Raw genomic sequence first — 21,740 nt, 5'->3', positions numbered from 1 at the left:
CATCCCGTGCAGCCCCCTCATCCGACCCTTCGGGCCACCTTCTCCCCGCAGGGGAGAAGAAGGAGCAAGCCAGGTTGCGCAGCCGGGAACGTTATGCCCCGCCCCGGCCAGACCGAAGCCGTTCGAGGTAGGCGCAAAACATGTCGGCCATGGCGTCGGCATAGGCGTCGATCTCGGCAGGGCTCCGCGGAGCCTCCGAGAATTGCTTGCCCACAGTGCCAAGCGTCGTAGTGATCAAATCGCCCGCAAGTGCCCGGGTCGCCTCCGTCGCGCAAGGCAGCACTTCCTGCATGAACACATCGACGATGCGGTCTCCCGATGCCCTCGCCGCCTGTGCCTCCGGTGCGTCGCGATAAAGAGGCGCGGCATCATGGAGCGCCACGCGCATCGCCGCCTCCTCGCATTCCGAGCGGAGGAAGGCATGAACGAGGCGGCGCAGCCTTTCGAGCGCCGGCCTTTGCGCATCGGCAAGGATGCCGCCGAGCATGTCCGTCGTCTGCCGCCATTCGTCGCTTTGCAGCCGAAAGAGGATCGCCGCCTTGTTGGGGAAATATTGGTACAGCGATCCGATGCTGACGCCGGCCCTTTCGGCCACCCGCGCCGTCGTGAAGCGCTGGGCGCCTTCCCGCGCCAAAACCTGAGCAGCGGCATCCAGGATCGCCGCCACGAGCTCTGCCGAACGGGCCTGTTTGGGCTGTTTTCGTGAGGAAATCCGGGCTCTTGGACGTTCGGTCATGGCAGCGCTACGCAATGCGAATAGCAGATGCGACGAATTACTCGTATTTTCCACTCGACACAAGAACCTGTCACAAGGAGATTTTACATGACAACATTGACCACCGCCCCGCTGGCGCCCCTGCTCGACGGCCTGTTCGAGGAGGCTGATACGGCGACAAGCCCTGCAATGTCGGGGCTGTCAGGCGATGAGCGGATGCGCCTGATCGGCAGCAAGACCGAATATCTCGACCTTTACGGGCGCCTGAAGGATCTTTGGCTTCCCGTCTCCAGAGAGGCCGGCGTGCTGCTCTACATGCTGGCGCGAAGCAGCCGCGCACGAACGATCGTCGAATTCGGCACATCCTTCGGCATCTCGACCCTCCATCTCGCAGCCGCGCTGCGCGACAATGGCGGCGGCCGGCTGATCACCAGCGAGTTCGAGCCGTCGAAGCTGGCCCGCGCCCGCGCCAACCTGACGGCCGGCCGCCTCATCGACCTCGTCGAGATCCGTGAAGGCGATGCCCTTGAGACCCTGAGTACGGATCTCCCGGAAACGATCGACCTGCTCTTCCTCGACGGAGCCAAGGCGCTCTATCGCGATATTCTGGAACTGGTGGAAGACCGCCTGAGGCCGGGCGCCCTCATCGTCGCCGACAATGCCGACCTCTGCCCGGAATACCTCGCCCGCGTGCGCTCGCCCGCGGCTGGCTACCTCTCGACGCCATTCGAAGAGGAAATCGAGCTGTCGATGCGGACCTGATGACAACGGCCCGTTTCATTGTCGGGGCTTCACCGCTGTACGGCGCCGTAGCGCAGCCCGTCGACCAGCAGGGACACCATGCGCCGGGCATGTTCGGACCCTTGGGCGTAGGCGTGCATGCTGAGACTTGCGGCCGCATTCAAAAGATCCTCGGCGGCGATATCGGTGCGGACCTCGCCGGCGGCAGCGGCGGCGTCGAGAAGCGAGCGAAGGGCCGGCTGCAGCCGCTGCTGGAAGTAGGCGGGCAAGGCATCGAAGGCCGGATTGCCGGAGTGCAGGGCCGCCGCAAGCCCGCGCTTGGCCGCGATGAAATCCACGAAACGCTGCATCCATCTGGCTAGCGCCTCGCCCGGCGCATATTCGGCGGCAAGGATCGGCGCAGAGTCGGCGCAGGCGTCGATTTCGCGGCGGAAGACGGCGACGACGAGGTCGGAACGCTCGGGAAAATGCCGGTAAACGGTGCCGATGCCGACACCAGCCTTCTCCGCGATCTCACGCACCGGGGCATCGACGCCGGAGGTCGCAAACACCGTCAATGCCGCCTGAAGCAGCCCATCGAGATTGCGCTTGGCGTCGGCGCGCACGCGCCTGTCCACCCTTTCCCCGGGCTTCCAGCCGTCTTCCTGCTCTTTCCTCTCGTCGCTCATCATTCACTCGCTTGCAAAACGGAACAAAGTTCCGTATATAAACGGAATGCGGTTCCGTTTACGCAATTTAACACAGCGCGACGGTGTTGGCCACATCGATGCGCACGAAGTTCGTCTCCCAATAAAAGGAACAGACCATGCAATACCGCACGCTTGGAAGAACCGGCATCAAGGTCAGCCCCTATTGCCTCGGCGCGATGATGTTTGGCGCCGCCGGCAATCCCGACCACGAGGATTCGATCCGGATCATCCACAAGGCTCTCGATGCCGGCGTCAACTTCATCGATACTGCCGATATCTACAGCCGCGGCGAATCCGAGGAGATCGTCGGCAAGGCGCTCAAGGGACGGCGCGACGACGTCGTGCTCGCCACCAAGGCGCATCTGCCGATGGGCGACGACCCGAACCGACAGGGCAATTCGCGCCGCTGGCTGATCCGCGCAGTCGAGGATTCGCTCCGTCGCCTGCAGACCGACCATATCGATCTCTACCTGATCCACCGGCCGGCACCCGATACCGATATCGAGGAGACGCTATCGACCCTCACCGACCTGATACGGACGGGCAAGGTGCGCGCCGTGGGATCGTCGACCTTCCCCGTCTCGGAGATTATCGAGGCGCAATGGGTTTCCGAGCGCCGTGATCTGGCACGTTTCCGCGCCGAGCAGCCGCCCTATTCGATCCTGAACCGCGGCATCGAACGCGAGGTTCTACCCGCCTGCGAACGTTACGGAATGGGCGCAATGGTGTGGAGCCCGCTGGCGATGGGCATGCTCACAGGCAAATATCGCAAGGGCGCACCGCAACCCGACAGCGCCCGCGCCAAACGCTTCCCCAAGCAGATGAACGACGAGCGCCGGCTGGACGCGGTCGAACGGCTCATCCCGCTCGCGCAGCAGGCAGGTCTTTCGCTGGCGCACATGGCGATGGCCTTTGCTATCGCCCATCCCGCCGTCACCTCGGCGATCATCGGCCCGCGCACGATGGAGCACTTCGACGATCTGCTTGCCGGCGCCGGGGTAAGCCTGACGGACGAAATCCTCGACCGGATCGACGCGATCGTCCCGCCCGGCACCGACACCGGCCCGTTGGAGGCGGCCTATAACCCGCCTGCGGTAACGCAGCCGAACCTGCGCCGCCGCCCGATAACGGAGCGCTTCGCCGCCTGATCCTCGGATGAGCGTAGCCCTTGCGCTGCTGCAGCAAGTTTTGGCTCGAACGCCACCTCCCCCTCCCTCATTCCTGTGCCCGTCACAGGAATCCAGCCACGGCGCGTCGGCGCCGTGAATGGCTCTTATCTAAGGAACAAACTCTTTCGCGCCCAAGGACTTGGGCGCGCTGGATTCCTGTGACAAGCACAGGAATGAGGGAGGAGAAGTCGGCAGCGTCTGCCATAAACAGTCACCATCTCCTATCGCGGGTCGGATGGCACAATGGATCATTACAAATCAGGCCAAGAAGTCAGACGTTCGCACTCAAAAGCACCTTCACTTAAAGGCGTTTCTCAAAGAACGTGTCCGGGTACGGATCGTCATTGAAACGATCGATCTCACTCCAGCCGGTTCCACGATAAAGCTGCGTCGCCTCGGGCAGCGCGCTATTTGTATCCAGACGCAGGAGCTTGATGGATAACTCGCGGGCGACGTTCTCGGCGGCCGTCATAAGACGCGTTGCGAGCCCAAGGCCACGCGCGGATGGAGCAACCCAGAGCCTTTTGATCTCCGCGACTTCGCCGCCGTTGCCCTTCAGCCCGACACAACCGATCGGCAGGCCATCCGACATGGCCACCAGGAACGCACCGCGCGGACGGATCATATCCTCGGCGTCGGGATCGCGAGAAAGCGATACATCGAAACCCTTCTCGAAGCGGCGTGCAAGTTCGCCGTAGTATTGACGGAGACAATAGCTGGCGTCCTCGTGTCGCGGGTCTTTCTGCTCGAACACGATCTGCTCACGTCTCAGCGAAGAAGCGACGATATCCATGGCGCGCAGCAATTCGTCCGGGCGACGATGGCGCGCCAGAAACGATTTCGCCTGCGCATTGGAAAGCGTTTCATAAGCCTGAAACTCGCAACGGCCGGTTTCGGTCAGCCTGGCAACGCGGCGACGCGCGTCCTGAGGGTTCGGCACCGTCTCAATGAGTCCCTCCTCTTCCAGACTGCGCAGCAGGCGACTCATCAAGCCAGAGTCGAGACCGAGATAATCGCGGATCACCGCAACATCCGATTGCCCCCGCCCGATCGAATTGAGGACGCGGGCAGCACCCAGCGGACGGCCGCGTCCGAGGAAAGACGTATCGAGAGCGCCAACTTCGGAGGTGACGGCACGGTTGAAGCGACGGACACGAGAGACAGGATCGTAGGTCATATTGTCTGACTTTAGTCAGATAATTGATCCTGTCAATTCAAAGCACTCCAGGGGACGCGCAAATGAGCCGCGCACTCCCCACCATCCGCCTTGCGCGCCACCATCCCCTCGCCTATGGGAATGGCAACGTCCCCAAGGCCTTCCCGTGTTCCGTTTTGCTCTCCACGCCCTGATCGTTCTCGTTCTGACGTTGCTGACGCAGATCGGCGGCATCGCCTATCTCGTGGCGCTGGCCGCCTCACGCGCCTGGGGCTTACGGCGATTTCTGCCCAAGCTTGCGATCTTCCTGCTTTGCTATGCTGGCGCCGCCTTTACCGCGACCTTCGCCGCGCCGATCTTCGGGCGGGTTCCCCTCTCCTGCATCGCCGACGCCGCGGACCGGCTCGTGGTCCGCTCCCCGATCTATTGCCTGCTGAACCGCAACTACGTCACACCCGAGGTGCACGATCTGGCAAAGGCGCTTGCCGCCCACATGGACAGGGAATTTCCTGGAACCGTCACCGTCGCGCTGGATGCGAATTTCCCCTTCGTGAGAGGCTTTCCGCTGCTGCCGCACCTGTCGCATGCCGACGGAAAAAAGCTGGACTTCGCCTATTATTACAAGGATGTGGACGGCGCCTTCCTGAATGGCGCCACCCGCTCCCCGATCGGCTATTTCGCTTTCGAGCAACCCGCCCCCGGCGACGAACTGCCGTGCGAAGGGCGCAATGACTGGCTTACCACCCGCTGGGACTTCGATGCGCTGCAGCCTCTGTTTCCGGCCTATCGGATCGAGGAGCAGCGCACATCGGCCGCGATCGGCTGGTTGACCAGCGAAGGTGTGACGCGCTTCGGCCTGCAGAAGATCTTCATCGAGCCGCATCTGAAGAACGCGCTCGGCATCTCCGATAGCCATATCCGCTTTCAAGGCTGCCGCGCCGCCCGCCACGACGACCATATTCATATCCAGGTCGAGTAACCCTCTCGCCGGCCCTCTGGCCCAGACCCTCGGGATCGGCGGTTCGTCCGCCAAACGCGGATGCTCAGCGGATCGCACCTTGGGATGAGGCTCACTTCAACGCTGGTGCGGCATTCACCAACGGTATCTATTGGAAGTGCGGCATCCTACAACGTCCCTCATCCTGAGGCGCGCAGCCCGAAGGGCGAAGCCTCGAAGGACACGCCGCAGCACTGCATCCTGCATCCATCAAACGCCGAAACACCAGCCACGCCGGGTGGCAGGGAAGGCGCAAGTGGCGCTGCATGCCGATATCGCCGGATGAGACGCCGGTGGCCGGCCCCGTCCTTCGAGGCCCCTCCGGGGCACCTCAGGATGAGGCCGGAGGGAGGCCGTACGACCGCGCAAACCACGCTCGATTACATCACCCATGCCGTGATGATCCTGCTCCTGGTCACAGGCCTCGTCTGGCTGGCAAGGAACCGGAACGCCTCTCCCCTGGGATAGGGATCGAGCTACGACGCCTATCTCAACGGCAGTTCGAAGCTTCGCTTGAGCGTTTCCATCGGCACGTCGGTTTTGACGCTGAGGACACTCGGAATGCGCGTCAGGTGATCGGCCTGAAAACGCCAGTAGCTGTGCAGATCGGCGGTGACGATCCGAAGCACGGCGTCGCACTCCCCTGTCGTTAGATAGCATTCCATCACCTCGGGAAACCGCCTGACGGCTTGGGCGAACCGGAGCGTGACCTCGGCGTCCTGGGTCTTGAACCACACGCGGGCAAAAACCGTCAGTCCCGCCCCGACCTTTGCAGGGTCCAGTACGGCGACGTAGCGATCGATGATCCCGGCCTCTTCCAGCAGCCGCACGCGACGCAGGCACGGTGACGGTGACAGGCCTACCTCCTTCGCCAGATCGACATTCGAAATACGCCCGTCACGCTGAAGCACGCGCAGAATATGGCGATCGATCGGATCCAAGGCGACTGGCATTTCATAGCTCCTACTCGGGCTGTAATGGCATGACATGCTAAATTTTTGCAATTTTACGGATGCTTCGCAAGCTCATTGCGTAGGACTTGGCCTATCGTTCCAGCATCGAGATGGAGATGGGTTGATGACGAAGATAGAGAAAATTGTGCTTTCCTATTCGGGCGGGCTGGATACCTCGATCATCCTCAAATGGTTGCAGGAGGTCTACGGATGCGAAGTGGTGACGTTCACCGCCGATCTCGGCCAGGGCGAGGAGCTCGAGCCGGCGCGCGCCAAGGCGGAGATGTCAGGGGTCAAGGACATCCGCATCGTCGATCTGCGCGAGGAGTTCGTCAGCGATTTCGTCTTTCCGATGCTACGGGCGAACGCGCTCTATGAGGGGCAATATCTGCTGGGCAGTTCCATTGCACGGCCGCTGATTGCCAAGCGTCTGGTCGGCATAGCCCGGGAGGTTGGCGCGGATGCCATCGCCCACGGCGCGACGGGCAAGGGCAATGACCAGATCCGGTTCGAGCTGGCCATCAATGCGCTCGATCCGTCGCTTAAGGTCATCGCTCCCTGGCGCCAATGGAACATCCGCTCCCGTACGCAGCTTCTGGAATATGCCGAGAAGCATCACATCCCGGTGCCAAGCGACAAGCGCGGCGAGGCGCCGTTCTCGATCGACGCCAACCTGCTGCACACCTCGACCGAAGGCAAGATCCTCGAAAATCCGGCGGAGGTCGCGCCCGATCATGTCTATCAGCGCACGGTTGATCCGCTCGATGCTCCTGACGCCCCCGAGATCATCACCATCGGTTTCGAGGCAGGTGACCCGGTTTCGGTGAATGGCAAGTCCATGACACCGGCCGCATTGCTGAGCGAACTCAATGGACTGGGCGGCCGGCATGGTGTCGGACGCCTCGATCTGGTCGAAAACCGCTTCATCGGCATGAAGTCGAGGGGAATATACGAGACGCCGGGAGGGACGATCCTCCTCGCCGCCCATCGCGGCATTGAATCGATCACGCTCGATCGCGCCGCGGCGCATCTGAAGGACGAGATCATGCCCCGTTACGCCGAGCTCATCTACAACGGCTTCTGGTTCGCGCCGGAGCGGGAAATGCTGCAAGCCTTGATCGACCAAAGCCAGGCTTTCGTCAGCGGGGAAGTGACTGTGAGGCTCTACAAGGGAAGCGCCTCGGTCATCTCGCGCACCTCTCCCTGGTCACTCTATTCAGCCGACCTCGTCACCTTCGAGGAAAGCGCGGTCGCCTACGATCATCGTGACGCCGAAGGTTTCATCAGGCTTAACGGCTTGCGGCTTAAGAGCTGGGCAGCCCGCAACGGCAGATGACCGGCGATCTTAGGTCATCGCACTTCGCGCTGACGACACTGCAAACGCCTTCTCCTCAGCACTTCGCCCGGCGGAAACCGGACGAAACGAGCCGGTTAGGATGGAGAAGCGCGACCAATTCAAACGATTTTAAAAACAGCAACTCGAAAGTTAATCGATTTTAATTTTATCGTTAAAATTTTCTTGTTGCGACGCAAAAGAATTTAGACATTAATTGTTGCGGATGCTCAGTTTATTCGTTGGAGAACTCGCATGACTGTGACATTTCCGCTAACAGAAAAGCGCGACGCGGACACATTGCTGAAACACTTGACGTTGCACAATCTGAGCTTTCCGGGAAACTGCGTCGTGTCGCTCAAGACACACGTCGCACAGGTCTCATCCTCTCATACGACCGCGCTCGGCACCGCCCGTACTGCCTGGTAGAGATTGAATGTCCCGGCATCGCCGTCCACAATAGGATCGAAACAGTCCTGCTGGATCGGCCTATGCAGAATTGGATGAAGCCAAGCGCGTCGACAGCTTATCTCGCGGCAGGCGGCCCCATGCCGAGCTTCCCTCGACCTTCGCGTCGGGATCGGCACCGGGTTCGATCTAGCCGTCTATCATCAGCAAGGCACCCACGTCATATTCAGCCGTTGTGGACGACCGCAATCTTGTTTCCGGCGGGGTCACGCACGTAAGCGGAATACCAGTTCGGCCCGTAGTGCGGACGTAGATCAGGCGCGCCCTCGTCCGTTCCGCCGTTGGTCATGGCAACATCGTAAAAAGCGTCCACCTCGGCGCGGGACTTAGCCATGAAACCAACCATCGAGCCATTTCCGGCACTCGCCGGTTCGCCGTTGAACGGTTTGCAAACCCATAGAACGAAACCTTCCCCCTTCCCGCCTTCGGAATAGGCGCGCCATCCCGGAAAGTCCTCATGTTTGCTCCATCCGATCGTTGCCAAGCTCGCATCATAGAAGCCATTCGATTTGACGGAATCGATTGCGCCGACGGTTGCGTAGACACTCATGATCTTTCCTCTCGCTGCTCCAAGATCGGGAGAATTCATATCGCAAGCATGTGAACGCAACAAGAACAGCTAGCTGCATTTTCCGCAGAAGGTCAGCGATCAATCGCAAACCGACGGTTATTGCCGTGTCTGCAAAAATTCCTATTCTGGGCAACGCCGATGGCGACAAAAACCTCAGGCTTCACGGCTATTTGCGACAGGAAATTTGGATCACATCATGACGACTCTGAGCCGCCCCGATCTCAGCGATAGCCACCGTGGCGACTGGGTGGATCGCCGGCTGCCGGCCGCATGGCGGCCATATACGCGGTTGGCGCGGCTGGATCGCCCGGTCGGAATATGGTTGACTCTCTTCCCGTGCTGGGCCGCCCTTATCCAGGCATCCCACGGTCTCCCGGACCTCAGGCAATTGGCGATCTTCTCTCTTGGCGCTCTTCTGATGAGAAGCGCCGGTTCCACGGTCAACGACATCGCCGATCGGAAGTTTGACGGCCATGTCGAGCGGACCCGCTTTCGGCCCTTGGCAAGCGGAGAGATCGCCACGCTGCCGGCCTTTGTCTTCCTGACTGCTGAGCTCGCACTGGCAGCTTCGCTTCTGTTTTTCCTGACGCCTTATACCCGCCTCATCGCGATATGTGTGCTGCCGCTCGTCTTCGTCTATCCGCTCTGCAAGCGCTTCACCCACTGGCCCCAGGCCGTCCTGGGCGCGGCGTTCAATTGGGGGATGCTGATGGCATGGGCCGAGGCTGCTGGACATATCCCGGTCGGCGCCGTGCTGATGTGGGCCGGGGCCATCGCCTGGCAGATCGGCTATGATACGATCTATGCCTATGTCGATCGTCTTGGCCTGAAATCGACGGCAATCCTGTTCGGCCGGCACGGCAAGACCTTGATCGGCCTGTTCTATGCTCTGGCGGTCGGCGCGTGGTCGCTCGGGGGCTGGCTGTTGGAGATGTCGCCGCCTTATGCGATCGGAATTCTGATGATCGCCGTCCATCTTGCCTGGCAAACCCGACGGATCGATCTTGCCCGCCCGGACATGAATTATCGCCTGTTCCTCGCGAATATCCTGACGGGGGTGCTTCTTGCCTGCGCAGCTTTGTCAGGCACATGGTAAGCAGCTCAAGGATGTGGCACCGATGACCTCTCTCAAACACGGCATACTCGCCGCCGCCATCATGCTGGCAGCAACGATGACATTCTTGCATCAAGCGCATGCTGAACAATGCGAACAGCAAACCTTCGAAGAGGCGAAATACGTCGTCTGCACGCTGGAACCGGGCAAAGCCGACCTGCGATTGTTCTGGACGAACGCCGATGGCGCGCCATACCGCACTTTTTCAAGCCTAGCCGAAGCCGTTCGCGCCGAGGGGCAAACGCTGACTTTCGCCGTTAACGCCGGGATGTATCGTGCCGATTTTTCGCCGATGGGACTCTATGTCGAGAACGGCAGGGAATTAAAACCTGCCAATACGACAGAAGCCAAAAGCTCCTCGGGCCAGGTACCGAATTTCTATAAGAAGCCAAACGGCGTATTCTTTCTCAGTGAGGCAGGCGCCGGGATACTCCCAACCGATGAATTTCTGAAGCGTCGGGCCAAGGTGCGGTTCGCCACCCAATCCGGTCCGATGCTTGTCATCGCCAACAAATTGAACCCGATCTTCATCGTCGGCTCGACAGACCGGACCCGCCGCAGCGGTGTCGGAACCTGTGAGCGCGGCACGGTTCGCTTCGCGATCAGCGAAGACGGGGTGAATTTCCACCATTTCGCACGGCTCTTCCGCGACCATCTGAAATGCTCCGATGCCTTATTTCTCGATGGCGGACGAGGCGTCGGACTTTACAATCCGGCAATGGGCCGCAACGACTGGTCCTGGCACGGCGGCTACGGCCCTATCTTCGGGCTTGTTGAATAGCGCACTCGCGTTTGGCCAAAGGCACCCTGCCCCGGATTCCCTTGCCGGCAATAGGCAGGACGGTCGCCGCCATCGTCAAGGGGCGCGGCGATGGAGAAGGTGCCAATCCCGTACACGGATGCATCATGCTTGGGAGGGCGAGCCTTTCAAAAACCGCCTGCTTCGCATAGGCTCCCGGCCTGCAAAGTAGGAAAGCCGGATGGAATATATCGATTCACTCGCATTGCTCGTCAGCGTCTACATCGTCTCCCTCGTCAGCCCCGGACCGAATTTCATCATCGTCACCAACACAAGCATGACGGTATCACGCACAGCCGGGCTTTTTGCGGGTCTCGGACTTGCGATCGCATCCCTGACCTGGGCCATCATGGCGATGGCGGGGCTTGGCTTTCTGCTGACGCATTTCGATTGGCTGCATATAACGTTGCAGGTGGTCGGCGCGCTGTATCTGATTTGGCTGGGCCTGAAGATGATCCGCGGCGCGGCCAAAGCCTTGAGCACGACCGGGCCGACCGAAGTCACTTGGCGCTCCGCGATGCGCCGCGCCTACGTCGTGAGTATGACCAATCCGAAATCAGTGGCTTTCTTCGGAAGTATCTTTGCGCTTGTCATCCCCGCACATGCGCCTGTCTGGCTTTATTGCGTCATCGCCCTGACCTGCTTCCTTCTTTCGGCGCTCTGGTATTGCGGCTTGGCCTTTTTCTTCTCGAACCCGCGCGTTTCCGCCAGCTTCCTGCGGTTCAAGGCCGGCATCGAGCGCGTGATGGGCGCCGCCCTGATCCTCATCGGCAGTCGCCTGCTCATAGTCCGCTGATGTTATCCCGGTTTACGTGAGGACCAGCCGCTCAGGCCGCAGGCGAGGTCGGCAAAAGTTCGTCGATCGCTTCGGGAATGAAGCCGCCGGTCTGGCGTTTCCACAAGCGGGCAAATAGACCGTCTTGTTCGACCAGTTCGTCCGGCCTGCCCTCCTCCACGATGCGCCCGTGATCGATCACGACGATCCGGTCCATTCTGGCGATAGTCGACAGGCGGTGGGCGATGGCGATCACCGTCTTTCCCTCCATGACGAGGTTGAGCCTTTCCTGGATGGCGGCTTCGGATTCGCTGTCGAGGGCGGAGGTCGCCTCGTCGAGCACCAGGATCGGCGCGTCCTTCAGGAGAACACGGGCGATGGCTACGCGCTGGCGCTGGCCGCCTGACAGTTTGATGCCGCGGTCGCCGACGAAGGCCTCATAACCGCTGCGGCCTTCGCCGTCGGAAAGATCGGCGATGAAGGCATCGGCGCTTGCCATCTTCGCCACCGCTTCGATCTCGTCCTTCGTCGCCTCCGGCCGGCCGTAACGGATATTGTCGCCGACCGAACGGTGCAGCAGCGCGACGTCCTGCGCGATGACCCCGATGGAGCGGCGAAGGCTTGCCTGGGTGACGGCGCGGATATCCTGCCCGTCGATGAAGATCGCGCCGTCCTTGATGTCGTAGAAGCGCAGAAGCAGGTTGGCGAGCGTGGTCTTGCCGGCGCCCGAGAGGCCGACAAGGCCGACCTTTTCACCGGGCAGGACCGTCAGCGACAGATCATCGATGACAGGCTTGCCGGACTTGTAGGCGAAGCGGACATGGTCGAAACGGATCTCGCCGCTGCTGACAGCGAGGTCTGCCGCACCCGGCCGGTCGGTGATGGTGGGCGGTGTCGTCATAACAGGCATGGCATCCTTGATCGTGCCGATTGCCTGGAAGATCTGTTGGCCCATCTGCAGGAAGACGAAGATCTGCGACGACAGTCGGTTGAGAATGTAAACCGAGCCGACGAATTCGCCGATCGTGAGAAAGCCTTTGACGAGGCCGGAAAATCCAATCGCCAGCATGGTCAGCCACAGCAGCGTGTTGAGAACCACGACCGTCAATTCCGACGAACGATAGATGCGCTGTTCGCTGTGCTGCGTCTGCACAGCCTTTCCTATGATGCGGCGGATCGCGCCTGCCTCGCTATCTTCAGCCGCAAACTGCTTGATCATCTGCATGTTGGTATAGAGATCGGTGATGGCGCCGGCGACCAGGCTGCGCTGCTTCGCGGTGCGGCGCGAGCGCTCGACGAAGGTCGGCACGATCCTGGCGGTGAATACGACATTGAGCACGATCCAGATGACGACAGGCAGGGCAAGCTGCCACGCGAGCGCACTCAGCAGGATCACGGAGCCAACCAGTTGCATCAGGAAGCGTGGGATGGACTGGAATGCCGCGAGGATCTGCTGCTGGACGGCGGAAGAGACCTGCTGCAGCCGTGAGGAAACCTGGCCGGCATAGAGATCATGGAAGAAGGCAAGGTCCTGCCGCTCGACAGCCTTATGGCCCTGCCACTGAATGGCAGCCGGCATGCCGATGCCGAGCGTGTGCGACTTCAGCGTATTGAGCATGAAGGACATGATCGGCATGACCGGAAAAATCAGGAACCCGAGAATGGTCAGCAGCAGCCATTCATCGCGCAGGAAGGCGGGAGCGCCGTGTTGTGTCACACCATCGACGATGACCGAAAGTCCCCAGACGATTGTCAGGTTGATCGCCTCGAACACCATGGAGCAAAATGCCAGCGCAATCAGCACACCCCGAAACATCGAGATGAAATGCAGGAGTACCGCCACCGGCCCCTTCGACGGCAGTGGTCGGTAAGGGATATCGAGCGGCCGGATCAGGCTTTCGAAGGGACGATAGATCGCATCTGAAATCGACATGGGCCGCTCGGATCAAAAATCGGGAGGAGGCGTGGACTCAGCTACGCTGGGTCGCAGAAAACCATCCTCCAGCCGCGAACTCAATTAGAAATTTCAGAGAATCTAAGAAAGAGCCGCTACCCTACGAGAGCCGGGGTCCACCGCAAGGCGACCGTTTTCAAATCCGGACAGACATCATTCGCCTCGGGCCAGGGCTGCGGCCTGTTCCAGCGAGATCTTCCCAACCAGGGGGTCGGCGTGACGATGGGCGAGCCGCCAGTCCGATCCATGCCGGCGATAGACCTGCGTGACGCGCAGCGACCAGTTCTGGTCCGGCAGGCCGCCAATCTCACCATGCTGGCGCTCGATCATCACCAGTACGATCAGATCGCCGCAGACATAGGACTTTTCCACCTCCAGGGTTCCGCCGCCGTTGCGGAAGTACCGAGCGAGTTCGGCCAGATGCTCGGGACTGTCGTCGAAGCCATGGCTGGCCGGGCCGCCGAATGGCTGCATCAGGGTGAAATCGTCATCGAGCTGGATGAGGCTCGCCCACCTTGTCATGTCGCCGGCCATGAAAGCCGCGGCCTGTTGTTCCGTGCGGCGGATGATGCCTGGCAACGCCTGATCGGATGCCGGGGCGGCATGCGCGACGCGCCCTGTTGCAGCGATCGCCATCGTCAGGGCGGCTCGCCGGGATATGGTTGTGGCCTCGCGCACGGGTTGGTCGCCGCGCGCCGTTTTGTTTTTGAAAGAGGACATTGGATATTCCCTTCGGTGGCCGGCAATACCGGAATGATGGTTATTTCTCACTTTCATGATGATGAATCCAATGATACGATTTCATCGATATGCTGAACCAAATTGATCTCTCCAGAATCGATCTCAACCTGCTCGTGCTGTTCGAGACTGTCATTGAGGAACGCCATGTCGGGCGTTCGGGGCAGCGGTTGAACCTCTCGCCTTCGGCCATCAGTCACGGTCTTGGTCGGCTGCGCATGCTGCTGGGTGACCCGCTGTTTCTCAAAACACCGAAGGGTGTCGTTCCGACAGATCGGGCCGAGCAACTTGCAGCCCCCATCGCCGATATATTGGCACGTGTTCGCAGCGTGGTGGCGACAGCGGAGCCTTTCGATCCAGCCCGCTCTCAGCGACGATTTACGATCGGCGCGCCCGATGGTGTTTCGTCAGTGTTTTTGCCGCCATTGCTCGATCTATTGGCCAAGTCTGCTCCCGGCATCGCAATCAGCGTCCGACAATTGTTGCCTAGACAGGGCGAACCATCGCCTGATCTGGCTTGGCGCGATGCGTTGGCCGCGTTGGAAGCCCGCGACATGGACATCGCCATCATTCCTCAGGCCGAGTTTCCGGTCCGCTTTGCATGCCTGCTGCTCTACGAGGAGGATTTTGTCATCGCTGCGCGTCAGGGCCACCCTTTTCTGACAAATCAGACACTGGCCACCTACTGCGCCATGCAGCACCTTGTGGTCTCGCATCTGGGCGATACACATGGCTTTGTCGACACTGTGTTGGCCAGCCATGGATGCTCCAGGCAAGTGGCCCTGACGGTCCCGAACTTCATGTTCGCACTCGCCGTGCTTGCGGAAACCGACTTTATCTCGGCCTTGCCACGCCGCTTCGTCGAAATGCATGCCGCGCGGTTCGGCGTCGTCAGCGTCAATCCTCCCCTGTCACTCGGACGCTTCGCCATAAACGCGACTGCGCCGAAGGCGGCAATGCGTGACGAGGGCGTGGTCTGGCTCGTAAGGCTCCTGCAGGCATCCATGGATAACGCGATAGATAAAACCCGCGCTGACAGTGGGTCGTCCGGCCCCCATAAAGGCGGGCACTTGAGGCGCCGATAGCATAAGACCTGGCACCTGGATCGCCCAATTGCGGTCATCGCGCGATTGAGGCAGGATGCCGTCCTTGAAGAGAGAGCAGGATCGAACCGACGCTCATGCTGACGGGCTCATGTCATTGCGGCAAGGCAAGCTGGAAACTCGAAGGTGATCCAGGCTCGATTACCGCCTGCAACTGCACGCTCTGCCGACGCTACGGCACGCTGTGGGCCTATGACTACGAAGGAGAGCGCATCGCTCTCACCGGTGAGACCGCCTCCTACACCCGCGCCGATAGGGACGATCCGTCTCTCGAAATATTGTTCTGCCCTTCCTGCGCCTGTGTCTTGAGCTGGCGCGGCTTACGGCTTCGAAAGGATGGCCGCCGGCGCATGGCTGTCAATATCCGGCTTGCGCCGCCGGATGTCGTTCAGGATCTGACTATCGATCATTTCGATGGCCTGGATACGTTTGAAGACCTTCCGTCCAAGGGGCGCTGCGTACGCGATCTCTGGTTCTGAGCCAACCGCGAAGACGCCACCGGGCCGGATCGCACCAGATACGAGCTCCTGGTAAAAGATCGTTCGGCGCGAAGCTGCCTCAGCCGCGCCGGGCGGCGTCGATCACCGCGACGTCGATCTTCCTCATGGTCATCATCGCATCGAAAGCACGCTTTGCCTGACCGCCACCCGCCGCCAGCGCTTCGGAGAGGATGCGCGGCGTAATCTGCCAGGACACACCCCACTTGTCCTTACACCAGCCGCACTCACTTTCCTGGCCGCCATTGCCGACGATGGCGTTCCAGTAACGATCGGTTTCTTCCTGATCGTCGGTTGCGATCTGAAAGGAGAAGGCTTCGTTGTGTTTGAACACGGGACCGCCGTTCAGGCCGATGCAGGGAATCCCCGCAACGGTGAATTCCACGACCAGGACGTCTCCCTGCTTGCCGTCAGGATAATCTCCCGGTGCCCGAATAACGGCACCCACGGCGCTATCGGGAAAAGTCGCGGCATAGAAGCGGGCAGCAGCCTCGGCGTCTTTGTCGTACCATACGCAGATCGTGTTCTTTGCCATTGCGCAGTCCTTTCGCTCTTCGTTTCGCATTGCCCACTGAAATAAGAGGCAAACCGTCTTTCTCCAGCCCGGTCCTAGCGATTTCACGCGGACGATTGCGAACGCTGCTAAATTAGTGGAGCGCCGCCTACCTCCCCTCCTTTCATCCCCGTGCTCTTCACAGGGATCCAGTGCGCCCAGTCCTGGGCGCGGGAGATACTTTTACAAGCGGGAGATTGCGGAACTGTGGATTACAGTTCCGCATGTGCATTCAGCGTCATCTGCATTTACTTGGCGGGCATGCCGTGGACGCGACGCGATCTAAAACATATTCCGCGCGTCGCTGCGCGGATCGCCCGCCACGCGGTGCGGCTCGTAGAGGCCGCTCCGCGCCTTGCGCCGCCACGGCCGGGAAAGATCGCCGGGATTGTCGTCGATATCCGCGAGCGATATAGCAGCCGTTCCTTCCGAAGGGCATTGCGCCGCCCATCGGCCGCCGGGCGCGACGACCCCGGAAGAGGCCGGATCAGCCTGACCGGGATGGGCAAGGGCCGAGAAACTGACCCAGTAGCTGTTGCTCGCCGCATGCCCTTGTGCCTCGGCGGCGAAGGACGGCTCGTTGGCCGGCGAACCGCCTGTTGTCGAGAACAGCACGCAATGGACGTCGAGCCGCTCATACTCGCTAAAAATCTCCGGGTAGTGGCATTCCATACCGAGAGCGCAGCCAAAGCGGATGCCGTCGACCTCGAAGGTGACAGGAATCGAACCCGGCGTGTACATGAAGGAGATCTTTGTGTTCGACAGTAGACGCTCGTCGTAGCGCGTCACCAGTTCGCCGCGGTCGGAGACGACATAGAGGCTGTTGTGCGGCCGGTGCGGCGCCGTCAGCGGATGCACCGAGCCGATGACCGCCCAGAGCCCCAGCTCGTGCGCCAGCCTGCGTGTTGCATCCAACTCCTCGCGAAGCACGGCCCATTCGAACCGCCGCCAATCGGAGGGCCCGATCTCCCGCGGCCCGATTTCCGACATGATGCGCTTGTTCGGCGATGATGTCGCCCCTTCGGGAAAATGGACGAGCCGCGCGCCTGCCTCCCGCGCCTGCCGCATCAGCAGGCGCATCTCCTGCCCGCTTTGGCGAAGCTTGTCGATATCGCGGGGATCGTCCGCATAGGTGGTCTGCGCCACGGCCAGACGCAGGCGTCTTGCCTCAGGCGCTTCGTCGTTCGCCGATTTAGGGAGAACATGGATGCGGGCGGTGGTGTAGGATTCACCCGTCTTGGCGGCGCGCGCACGCACCCGCCGCTTGAAATTTCCATTCTCAGTCATATCAGGGCCTCTCACGTTCCGGACATCGTTCCCCAGCAACAGGCCCGAAACATCAGGACCAAGGATCACGACCCGAGACGAAAGTCCCTTTGCCTCCGGTTGAAGACCCTGCTGGGGAAGGTCCTGGGAGGTTCGGCGTTAGGCCACGCCGACACAAAGATGCCGAGGCGACCGCGATTCGTCAATTCGGGGAATGGCCGGGATAGACAGGCGCCGAGGCGCCCTATTTCGGGCGGTCCACTTTATCCACGCGCCACGGCGGATCGGTGCGGTTCGATCCGGCGAAATAAAGGATGATGCGATTGCCGCCGGGATCGAACAGCTCAGCCTCGCGCCAGAGCCAGCTCTTGTCCTCCGGTCCACTGACGAAACGAAGACCGGCCTCGCTGAGACTGCCGACCATCTCGTCCAGCTTCTCGCACTCGAAATACACCGTGGTGCCGCCACCGCCGCCTTCGCCCTGATGCAGGGAGAAGGTGCTGTCCCCGTCCGGGCATACGAAGCGCGCATAGCGAGGACGGGCGTCGACGACGGGCTTGAGACCGAGAGCGCAGTAGAAGTTCCAGCCCGCATCGAGGTCAGGCATCGTAACTGTTACTTGATTCAGGCGCATGATCTATCTCCTCGGCTGAGTTCGCCCAAAACTGTGCGGCGGCTTGGCACCACGACATTCATAAAAACAAAGACCTGAAGCCGTCGCATGAATCAAATTCTAAGCGAGCAGTTTTAGTGTCATCGACACAAAACTCGTGTCAGACTGTGCAAGCCACGCACACGCCGGCGCACCGATCGAGAGGGCCGAAGCCATGCACAAGTTCACCGTATCAATCACCCGGGAGATCGAGGCCGACACCGCCGAGGAGGCCGCTTTGCTCCTGTATCAGGAACTATCAACGGGACCGATCCCCGACCGCTACTCGGTCGTCGACGAGACGAAGGCTGCCACGGAGGTGAAGCTGGATCGGCAAAAGGCCGACGAATTCGCCAGCATCGATCACACCGCCGACCCCGGCAACTGGTAAGCCTCAGCTGACCAGAGGAGATCCCTGCTTTGCCGCGGAAGCGCAAGTGCGGTAGTGGCAGATCCCATTCGCCGGCGTAATGCCGATGCAAACAGCCGTCCGTTGGAAATATCGCGAGCCAAGGAAAGTCCGTGACCTCACCAATCAAAATAGCCGTCGCCGGCGCGAACGGCCGCATGGGGCGCGCCATCCTGCCACTGCTGGCGGCCGATCCGGATTTTGCGTTCGTCGGCGGCATCGGCCGCGAGGGCTCCGCGGGCGCCGGGTTGATCGAACGTTCGGCTGCGATCGGAGCGGCCGACGTGATCCTGGATTTCACGACGGGACGTGCTGCTGACGAACTTGCCGGCCTGTGCGCTTCGGCCGGCGGACCGGCCCTGGTGATCGGAGCGACGGGTTTCGAGCCGGATGAGCTCGACCGGATCGCAGAAGCCGCCCGCGCGATTCCGATCCTGCGCTCCGGCAATTTCTCCATCGGCGTCAACATGCTGGTCGGCCTCGTCACTCAGGCGGCGCGCGCCCTTCCCGCATATGGCTGGGATATCGAAATCCTCGAAGCCCATCACAACAGGAAGATCGACGCGCCGTCCGGTACGGCGCTGATGCTCGGCGAAGCGGCGGCCGAAGGCCGCGGCGTTTCCCTCGCATCCGTCGAGCGGCGCGGGCGTGACGGCATCACCGGCGAGCGCTCGCCCGGCGAAATCGGCTTTGCCGTCCTGCGGGCCGGCGGGCTCGTCGGAGAACACAGCGTCCTGTTTGCCGCGGCCGAGGAAGTCTTGACGCTCTCGCATTCGGCTCTCGATCGCGGCATGTTCGCGCGCGGCGCGCTTGCCGCCGCCCGCTGGATCGCAGGGCGCGCACCCGGCGAATACACCATGGGGGATGTGCTGGGCCTGGCGTGAATAGGGGAAACAGGCTCACAGCATATCGAGGATTGCCGAAGCGACGACGACTTCGGTTCCAGCTAACCCGACGGAGCAAAACAGCGTCGTATCGCCAGGCGATCCTCTCCCGGTCGCTTTCCCGGCAATGATATCGGCAAGGTCGGCCATGCGGTGCTCATTGCCGGAGCCGGCCAGGAAAAAGGGCGAAGCATAGGCGCGCGTCTGTTCGGAAGAGTCCGTCGCAATCACGGCTGCGACATTGGCGATATCCAGGCCGAGTTCGTATCCCTCACACGTTTTCGGGCCGACGGTGTTGACGTGCACGCCGGGCTTCAGATCCCTGGCATGAATGACGGGCGTTCGGCTCGTCGTCGCGCAGATGACGATGTCGGCGTCATCAACGGCTTCCGAGGCGCTGCCGGCAGGCTCCACTTCAATACCCAAGACCTGCTGCATCTCAGCTGCAAAGGCGGCGCGATTTTTCTCGTCGCGGCTATAGACGCGGGCGCGGTCCAGTTTTCGAACGGCGGCCGCCGCGGCAAGCTGGGTTCGCGCTTGCGCTCCGCTGCCGAGGATCCCGACGATGCCGGCGTCAGGCGCGCTGAGATGCCGGATGGCGAGCCCTCCGATCGCACCAGTTCTGAGGTTGCCGAGACGCTCTCCGAGAATAATGCCCTTGAGCTTCGCGTCGTCGGCCGACCACACAGTGACGATCTGCGAATGCTCCACCCCCTCGAATGTTTCATAGACCCGGAAGCCCGCAAGCGGTTTCTTGCCGAGGATGCCGCCGATGGTGAAGACGAGATCGCCTCGATCGGGAAATGAGACATGGTGCCGGGGTGGAGAGATCAGTCGATTGCCGGCCCTCGCGAGAAAAGCGGTCTCGAGCGCATCGATCGCGACCACCATCAGCGCGCCGCCGACCAGATCCTCGTCTTTAAGAATTTTCGTCACAGCCAAACCTCCAGCCCATGCCGGCATGCTGCAACCCCAACCCCACTTGAGGTCAACAGGCTGGGCAAGCCGATATGCGCTGAAACATCCGCGTGAGACCTAACCGACCAGACGGCGAGCCATCATGACGTCGTCGATCTCCCTGCCCTCCTCCAGAACCCCGCCGGGAATCCTGCCGATCTCGGAGAAGCCTTCCCGCTGATAGAAGCGTATTGCCGCCGGATTCTCCGCGCTGACGAAGAGTTCCAGCTGCAGGATGCCGATATCGCGCGCGTGGTCGGCCACCGTGCCGAGCAGCTTGCCGGCAAGGCCCGTTCCACGCAGGCTCCTTCTGACGTAAACCATGATGATCGTCGCGCGATGGGCCATCTTGCTCGACCGCTGCCGAACTAGGCCGGTTATGCCAACGGGTTCGCCATCCTGAAAGGCGATGAAAACCGGCTCGTTCAGGCGATTGCGCCACTCCTCGAGAGAAAGAGCCTCCCAGTCCTCGTAGCGGCTTGCAAAGAGGGACGGTTCGGTGCGAAGCGCTTCCAGACGGATGCGCCGAAAAGCCTCCACTTCGTCTGCCCTGACATGCCTGATCGTCGCGCCGCTTCCATCCATCGGGACCTCCTGCAAGATGAGAGGTACTCTCAATACAGATGGCCTCAGCCGATGCAACCGGTGCCAGGAGGCTTCCTAGTTCAGCATAGGTTCGAAGTTACGAAATCGAACGGAAATCCGTCATCTCAGGCGCCGGTCACTGCGCCGGACTCCCCAGCCGGCCACCCTTCCGGACGACCGGTTCGCCGGTCGGACCGACCACCGATTGATCGGTCGGCCTCGCAGCCGGTTCGCCAGTTGGCCCGACGACCGGTTCACGGGCTGGCCCGTCGACCGGCTGGCCGGTGGATCGGACGACCAGGGGATCGGCTGGCTGGACGGCGGATTGATCGGTTGTTTGCCTGGGCACCGCCTTGCCAGTTGCCCCCGGCACCGGCTGGCCGGTTGCCGCGTTCAACGGCTCGCCGGTTGGTCGGGCCGCCGATTGCTCGGTTGGCCCGGCAACTGGCTCATCAGTTGAGTCGGCCACCGATTGATCGGTTGGCTTGTCGATCGTGAACGGTACAACTTCATGGATGATGAAGAGAAGAACTATCCCGACCAACGTGCACGTCAGCGCGTAGAGAAGGAAATATTTCAGTGCATATCCTCGCTGATTGGCAGCGCCAACTTGACAATGGCGCAAATGATATTTCCACATCATTGAACGATACTTGAAGCGA

23 protein-coding genes and 1 pseudogene are annotated in these 21,740 nt (G+C 61.2%); 11 read left to right on the top strand and 13 right to left on the bottom strand.

The annotated features are described in order from the left end of the window. Nucleotides 1–91 precede the first annotated feature (91 nt). Nucleotides 92–736 (bottom strand): TetR/AcrR family transcriptional regulator, encoded by a 645-nt coding sequence (locus FFM53_RS23070; RefSeq protein ID WP_138387372.1) that lies wholly within the window; start codon nucleotides 734–736, stop codon nucleotides 92–94. Nucleotides 737–823: 87 nt separating this feature from the next. Here FFM53_RS23070 and FFM53_RS23065 point away from each other — a divergent pair, with 87 nt between their 5' ends. After that, on the top strand, nucleotides 824–1,477 hold the full coding sequence (locus FFM53_RS23065) for an O-methyltransferase (protein ID WP_138387371.1): 654 nt from the start codon (nucleotides 824–826) through the stop codon (nucleotides 1,475–1,477). 29 nt (nucleotides 1,478–1,506) lie between these two features. On the opposite strand, the gene FFM53_RS23060 is transcribed toward FFM53_RS23065, so the two are convergent. Further along, on the bottom strand, nucleotides 1,507–2,127 hold the full coding sequence (locus FFM53_RS23060; RefSeq protein ID WP_138387370.1) for a TetR/AcrR family transcriptional regulator: 621 nt from the start codon (nucleotides 2,125–2,127) through the stop codon (nucleotides 1,507–1,509). Nucleotides 2,128–2,261: 134 nt separating this feature from the next. Between FFM53_RS23060 and FFM53_RS23055 the strand changes: the two genes are divergently transcribed. Continuing rightward, complete coding sequence (locus FFM53_RS23055) at nucleotides 2,262–3,293, top strand: aldo/keto reductase (protein WP_138387369.1); 1,032 nt, start codon at nucleotides 2,262–2,264, stop codon at nucleotides 3,291–3,293. Nucleotides 3,294–3,615: 322 nt separating this feature from the next. Here FFM53_RS23055 and FFM53_RS23050 read toward each other — a convergent pair whose 3' ends face one another. After that, nucleotides 3,616–4,491, bottom strand: a complete 876-nt coding sequence (locus FFM53_RS23050; RefSeq protein ID WP_138387368.1) for a bifunctional helix-turn-helix transcriptional regulator/GNAT family N-acetyltransferase — start codon at nucleotides 4,489–4,491, stop codon at nucleotides 3,616–3,618. 145 nt (nucleotides 4,492–4,636) lie between these two features. Between FFM53_RS23050 and FFM53_RS23045 the strand changes: the two genes are divergently transcribed. Beyond that, entirely contained in the window at nucleotides 4,637–5,449 is an 813-nt protein-coding gene (locus FFM53_RS23045) for a hypothetical protein (RefSeq protein ID WP_425504946.1), read from the top strand. A gap of 503 nt (nucleotides 5,450–5,952) precedes the next feature. Here FFM53_RS23045 and FFM53_RS23040 read toward each other — a convergent pair. Continuing rightward, nucleotides 5,953–6,420, bottom strand: coding sequence for an Lrp/AsnC family transcriptional regulator (locus FFM53_RS23040; protein WP_138334738.1), 468 nt, complete (start codon nucleotides 6,418–6,420; stop codon nucleotides 5,953–5,955). 124 nt (nucleotides 6,421–6,544) lie between these two features. On the opposite strand from FFM53_RS23040, the gene FFM53_RS23035 reads away from it, so the two are divergent. Beyond that, nucleotides 6,545–7,756 carry an argininosuccinate synthase gene (locus FFM53_RS23035; protein WP_138387367.1) on the top strand — a complete coding sequence of 404 codons (1,212 nt, stop codon included), beginning with the start codon at nucleotides 6,545–6,547 and terminating at the stop codon, nucleotides 7,754–7,756. Nucleotides 7,757–8,387: 631 nt separating this feature from the next. Here FFM53_RS23035 and FFM53_RS23030 read toward each other — a convergent pair. After that, complete coding sequence (locus FFM53_RS23030; protein ID WP_138387366.1) at nucleotides 8,388–8,771, bottom strand: VOC family protein; 384 nt, start codon at nucleotides 8,769–8,771, stop codon at nucleotides 8,388–8,390. A 217-nt stretch (nucleotides 8,772–8,988) separates the two neighbouring features. On the opposite strand from FFM53_RS23030, the gene ubiA reads away from it, so the two are divergent. From ubiA to FFM53_RS23015, 3 genes are all read left to right on the top strand, one after another. Beyond that, nucleotides 8,989–9,888 carry a 4-hydroxybenzoate octaprenyltransferase gene (gene ubiA, locus FFM53_RS23025; RefSeq protein WP_138387365.1) on the top strand — a complete coding sequence of 300 codons (900 nt, stop codon included), beginning with the start codon at nucleotides 8,989–8,991 and terminating at the stop codon, nucleotides 9,886–9,888. Nucleotides 9,889–9,910: 22 nt separating this feature from the next. After that, nucleotides 9,911–10,687 (top strand): phosphodiester glycosidase family protein, encoded by a 777-nt coding sequence (locus FFM53_RS23020; protein ID WP_138387505.1) that lies wholly within the window; start codon nucleotides 9,911–9,913, stop codon nucleotides 10,685–10,687. Nucleotides 10,688–10,886: 199 nt separating this feature from the next. Then, nucleotides 10,887–11,501, top strand: a complete 615-nt coding sequence (locus FFM53_RS23015; RefSeq protein WP_138387364.1) for a LysE family translocator — start codon at nucleotides 10,887–10,889, stop codon at nucleotides 11,499–11,501. A gap of 31 nt (nucleotides 11,502–11,532) precedes the next feature. On the opposite strand, the gene FFM53_RS23010 is transcribed toward FFM53_RS23015, so the two are convergent. Together FFM53_RS23010 and FFM53_RS23005 are read right to left on the bottom strand one after the other, a co-directional pair. Further along, nucleotides 11,533–13,413 carry an ABC transporter ATP-binding protein gene (locus FFM53_RS23010; RefSeq protein WP_138387363.1) on the bottom strand — a complete coding sequence of 627 codons (1,881 nt, stop codon included), beginning with the start codon at nucleotides 13,411–13,413 and terminating at the stop codon, nucleotides 11,533–11,535. Between the two features lie 174 nt (nucleotides 13,414–13,587). Then, nucleotides 13,588–14,154 (bottom strand): YybH family protein, encoded by a 567-nt coding sequence (locus FFM53_RS23005; RefSeq protein WP_138387362.1) that lies wholly within the window; start codon nucleotides 14,152–14,154, stop codon nucleotides 13,588–13,590. An 89-nt stretch (nucleotides 14,155–14,243) separates the two neighbouring features. Between FFM53_RS23005 and FFM53_RS23000 the strand changes: the two genes are divergently transcribed. Beyond that, entirely contained in the window at nucleotides 14,244–15,257 is a 1,014-nt protein-coding gene (locus tag FFM53_RS23000; protein ID WP_246413050.1) for a LysR family transcriptional regulator, read from the top strand. Nucleotides 15,258–15,352: 95 nt separating this feature from the next. Beyond that, entirely contained in the window at nucleotides 15,353–15,754 is a 402-nt protein-coding gene (locus FFM53_RS22995; protein ID WP_138387361.1) for a GFA family protein, read from the top strand. A 79-nt stretch (nucleotides 15,755–15,833) separates the two neighbouring features. Here FFM53_RS22995 and FFM53_RS22990 read toward each other — a convergent pair whose 3' ends face one another. From FFM53_RS22990 to FFM53_RS22980, 3 genes are all read right to left on the bottom strand, one after another. Then, complete coding sequence (locus FFM53_RS22990; RefSeq protein WP_138387360.1) at nucleotides 15,834–16,307, bottom strand: VOC family protein; 474 nt, start codon at nucleotides 16,305–16,307, stop codon at nucleotides 15,834–15,836. Between the two features lie 300 nt (nucleotides 16,308–16,607). After that, nucleotides 16,608–17,612 carry a carbon-nitrogen hydrolase family protein gene (locus FFM53_RS22985; protein ID WP_138387359.1) on the bottom strand — a complete coding sequence of 335 codons (1,005 nt, stop codon included), beginning with the start codon at nucleotides 17,610–17,612 and terminating at the stop codon, nucleotides 16,608–16,610. Nucleotides 17,613–17,835: 223 nt separating this feature from the next. Continuing rightward, entirely contained in the window at nucleotides 17,836–18,225 is a 390-nt protein-coding gene (locus FFM53_RS22980) for a VOC family protein (RefSeq protein WP_138387358.1), read from the bottom strand. A 193-nt stretch (nucleotides 18,226–18,418) separates the two neighbouring features. Here FFM53_RS22980 and FFM53_RS22975 point away from each other — a divergent pair, with 193 nt between their 5' ends. Together FFM53_RS22975 and dapB are read left to right on the top strand one after the other, a co-directional pair. Further along, nucleotides 18,419–18,634 (top strand): hypothetical protein, encoded by a 216-nt coding sequence (locus FFM53_RS22975; RefSeq protein WP_138387357.1) that lies wholly within the window; start codon nucleotides 18,419–18,421, stop codon nucleotides 18,632–18,634. Between the two features lie 131 nt (nucleotides 18,635–18,765). Next, entirely contained in the window at nucleotides 18,766–19,536 is a 771-nt protein-coding gene (gene dapB / locus FFM53_RS22970; RefSeq protein WP_138387356.1) for a 4-hydroxy-tetrahydrodipicolinate reductase, read from the top strand. Between the two features lie 15 nt (nucleotides 19,537–19,551). Here the strand turns inward: dapB and FFM53_RS22965 are convergent, their stop codons facing one another. From FFM53_RS22965 to FFM53_RS22955, 3 genes and pseudogenes are all read right to left on the bottom strand, one after another. Continuing rightward, nucleotides 19,552–20,472: an ornithine cyclodeaminase family protein gene (locus FFM53_RS22965; protein WP_138387355.1), complete on the bottom strand. Its 921-nt coding sequence runs from the start codon at nucleotides 20,470–20,472 to the stop codon at nucleotides 19,552–19,554. 99 nt (nucleotides 20,473–20,571) lie between these two features. Beyond that, nucleotides 20,572–21,078 (bottom strand): GNAT family N-acetyltransferase, encoded by a 507-nt coding sequence (locus FFM53_RS22960; RefSeq protein ID WP_138387354.1) that lies wholly within the window; start codon nucleotides 21,076–21,078, stop codon nucleotides 20,572–20,574. A gap of 136 nt (nucleotides 21,079–21,214) precedes the next feature. Continuing rightward, nucleotides 21,215–21,687: pseudogene (locus FFM53_RS22955) on the bottom strand (hypothetical protein). Nucleotides 21,688–21,740 lie beyond the last annotated feature (53 nt).

The sequence above is a fragment of the Rhizobium indicum genome (assembly GCF_005862305.2).
GTDB lineage: Bacteria > Pseudomonadota > Alphaproteobacteria > Rhizobiales > Rhizobiaceae > Rhizobium > Rhizobium indicum.
Note: the sequence above shows the minus strand (reverse complement) of the source record. Positions and strands in the feature narration are given on the sequence as shown.

Coding starts and splice junctions, on each gene's coding strand:
- FFM53_RS23070 (WP_138387372.1), bottom strand. CDS start 736: ATGACCGAACGTCCAAGAGCCCGGATTTCCTCACGAAAACAGCCCAAA.
- FFM53_RS23065 (WP_138387371.1), top strand. CDS start 824: ATGACAACATTGACCACCGCCCCGCTGGCGCCCCTGCTCGACGGCCTG.
- FFM53_RS23060 (WP_138387370.1), bottom strand. CDS start 2,127: ATGATGAGCGACGAGAGGAAAGAGCAGGAAGACGGCTGGAAGCCCGGG.
- FFM53_RS23055 (WP_138387369.1), top strand. CDS start 2,262: ATGCAATACCGCACGCTTGGAAGAACCGGCATCAAGGTCAGCCCCTAT.
- FFM53_RS23050 (WP_138387368.1), bottom strand. CDS start 4,491: ATGACCTACGATCCTGTCTCTCGTGTCCGTCGCTTCAACCGTGCCGTC.
- FFM53_RS23040 (WP_138334738.1), bottom strand. CDS start 6,420: ATGCCAGTCGCCTTGGATCCGATCGATCGCCATATTCTGCGCGTGCTT.
- FFM53_RS23035 (WP_138387367.1), top strand. CDS start 6,545: ATGACGAAGATAGAGAAAATTGTGCTTTCCTATTCGGGCGGGCTGGAT.
- FFM53_RS23030 (WP_138387366.1), bottom strand. CDS start 8,771: ATGAGTGTCTACGCAACCGTCGGCGCAATCGATTCCGTCAAATCGAAT.
- ubiA (WP_138387365.1), top strand. CDS start 8,989: ATGACGACTCTGAGCCGCCCCGATCTCAGCGATAGCCACCGTGGCGAC.
- FFM53_RS23020 (WP_138387505.1), top strand. CDS start 9,911: ATGACCTCTCTCAAACACGGCATACTCGCCGCCGCCATCATGCTGGCA.
- FFM53_RS23015 (WP_138387364.1), top strand. CDS start 10,887: ATGGAATATATCGATTCACTCGCATTGCTCGTCAGCGTCTACATCGTC.
- FFM53_RS23010 (WP_138387363.1), bottom strand. CDS start 13,413: ATGTCGATTTCAGATGCGATCTATCGTCCCTTCGAAAGCCTGATCCGG.
- FFM53_RS23005 (WP_138387362.1), bottom strand. CDS start 14,154: ATGTCCTCTTTCAAAAACAAAACGGCGCGCGGCGACCAACCCGTGCGC.
- FFM53_RS23000 (WP_246413050.1), top strand. CDS start 14,244: ATGCTGAACCAAATTGATCTCTCCAGAATCGATCTCAACCTGCTCGTG.
- FFM53_RS22995 (WP_138387361.1), top strand. CDS start 15,353: ATGCTGACGGGCTCATGTCATTGCGGCAAGGCAAGCTGGAAACTCGAA.
- FFM53_RS22990 (WP_138387360.1), bottom strand. CDS start 16,307: ATGGCAAAGAACACGATCTGCGTATGGTACGACAAAGACGCCGAGGCT.
- FFM53_RS22985 (WP_138387359.1), bottom strand. CDS start 17,612: ATGACTGAGAATGGAAATTTCAAGCGGCGGGTGCGTGCGCGCGCCGCC.
- FFM53_RS22980 (WP_138387358.1), bottom strand. CDS start 18,225: ATGCGCCTGAATCAAGTAACAGTTACGATGCCTGACCTCGATGCGGGC.
- FFM53_RS22975 (WP_138387357.1), top strand. CDS start 18,419: ATGCACAAGTTCACCGTATCAATCACCCGGGAGATCGAGGCCGACACC.
- FFM53_RS22960 (WP_138387354.1), bottom strand. CDS start 21,078: ATGGATGGAAGCGGCGCGACGATCAGGCATGTCAGGGCAGACGAAGTG.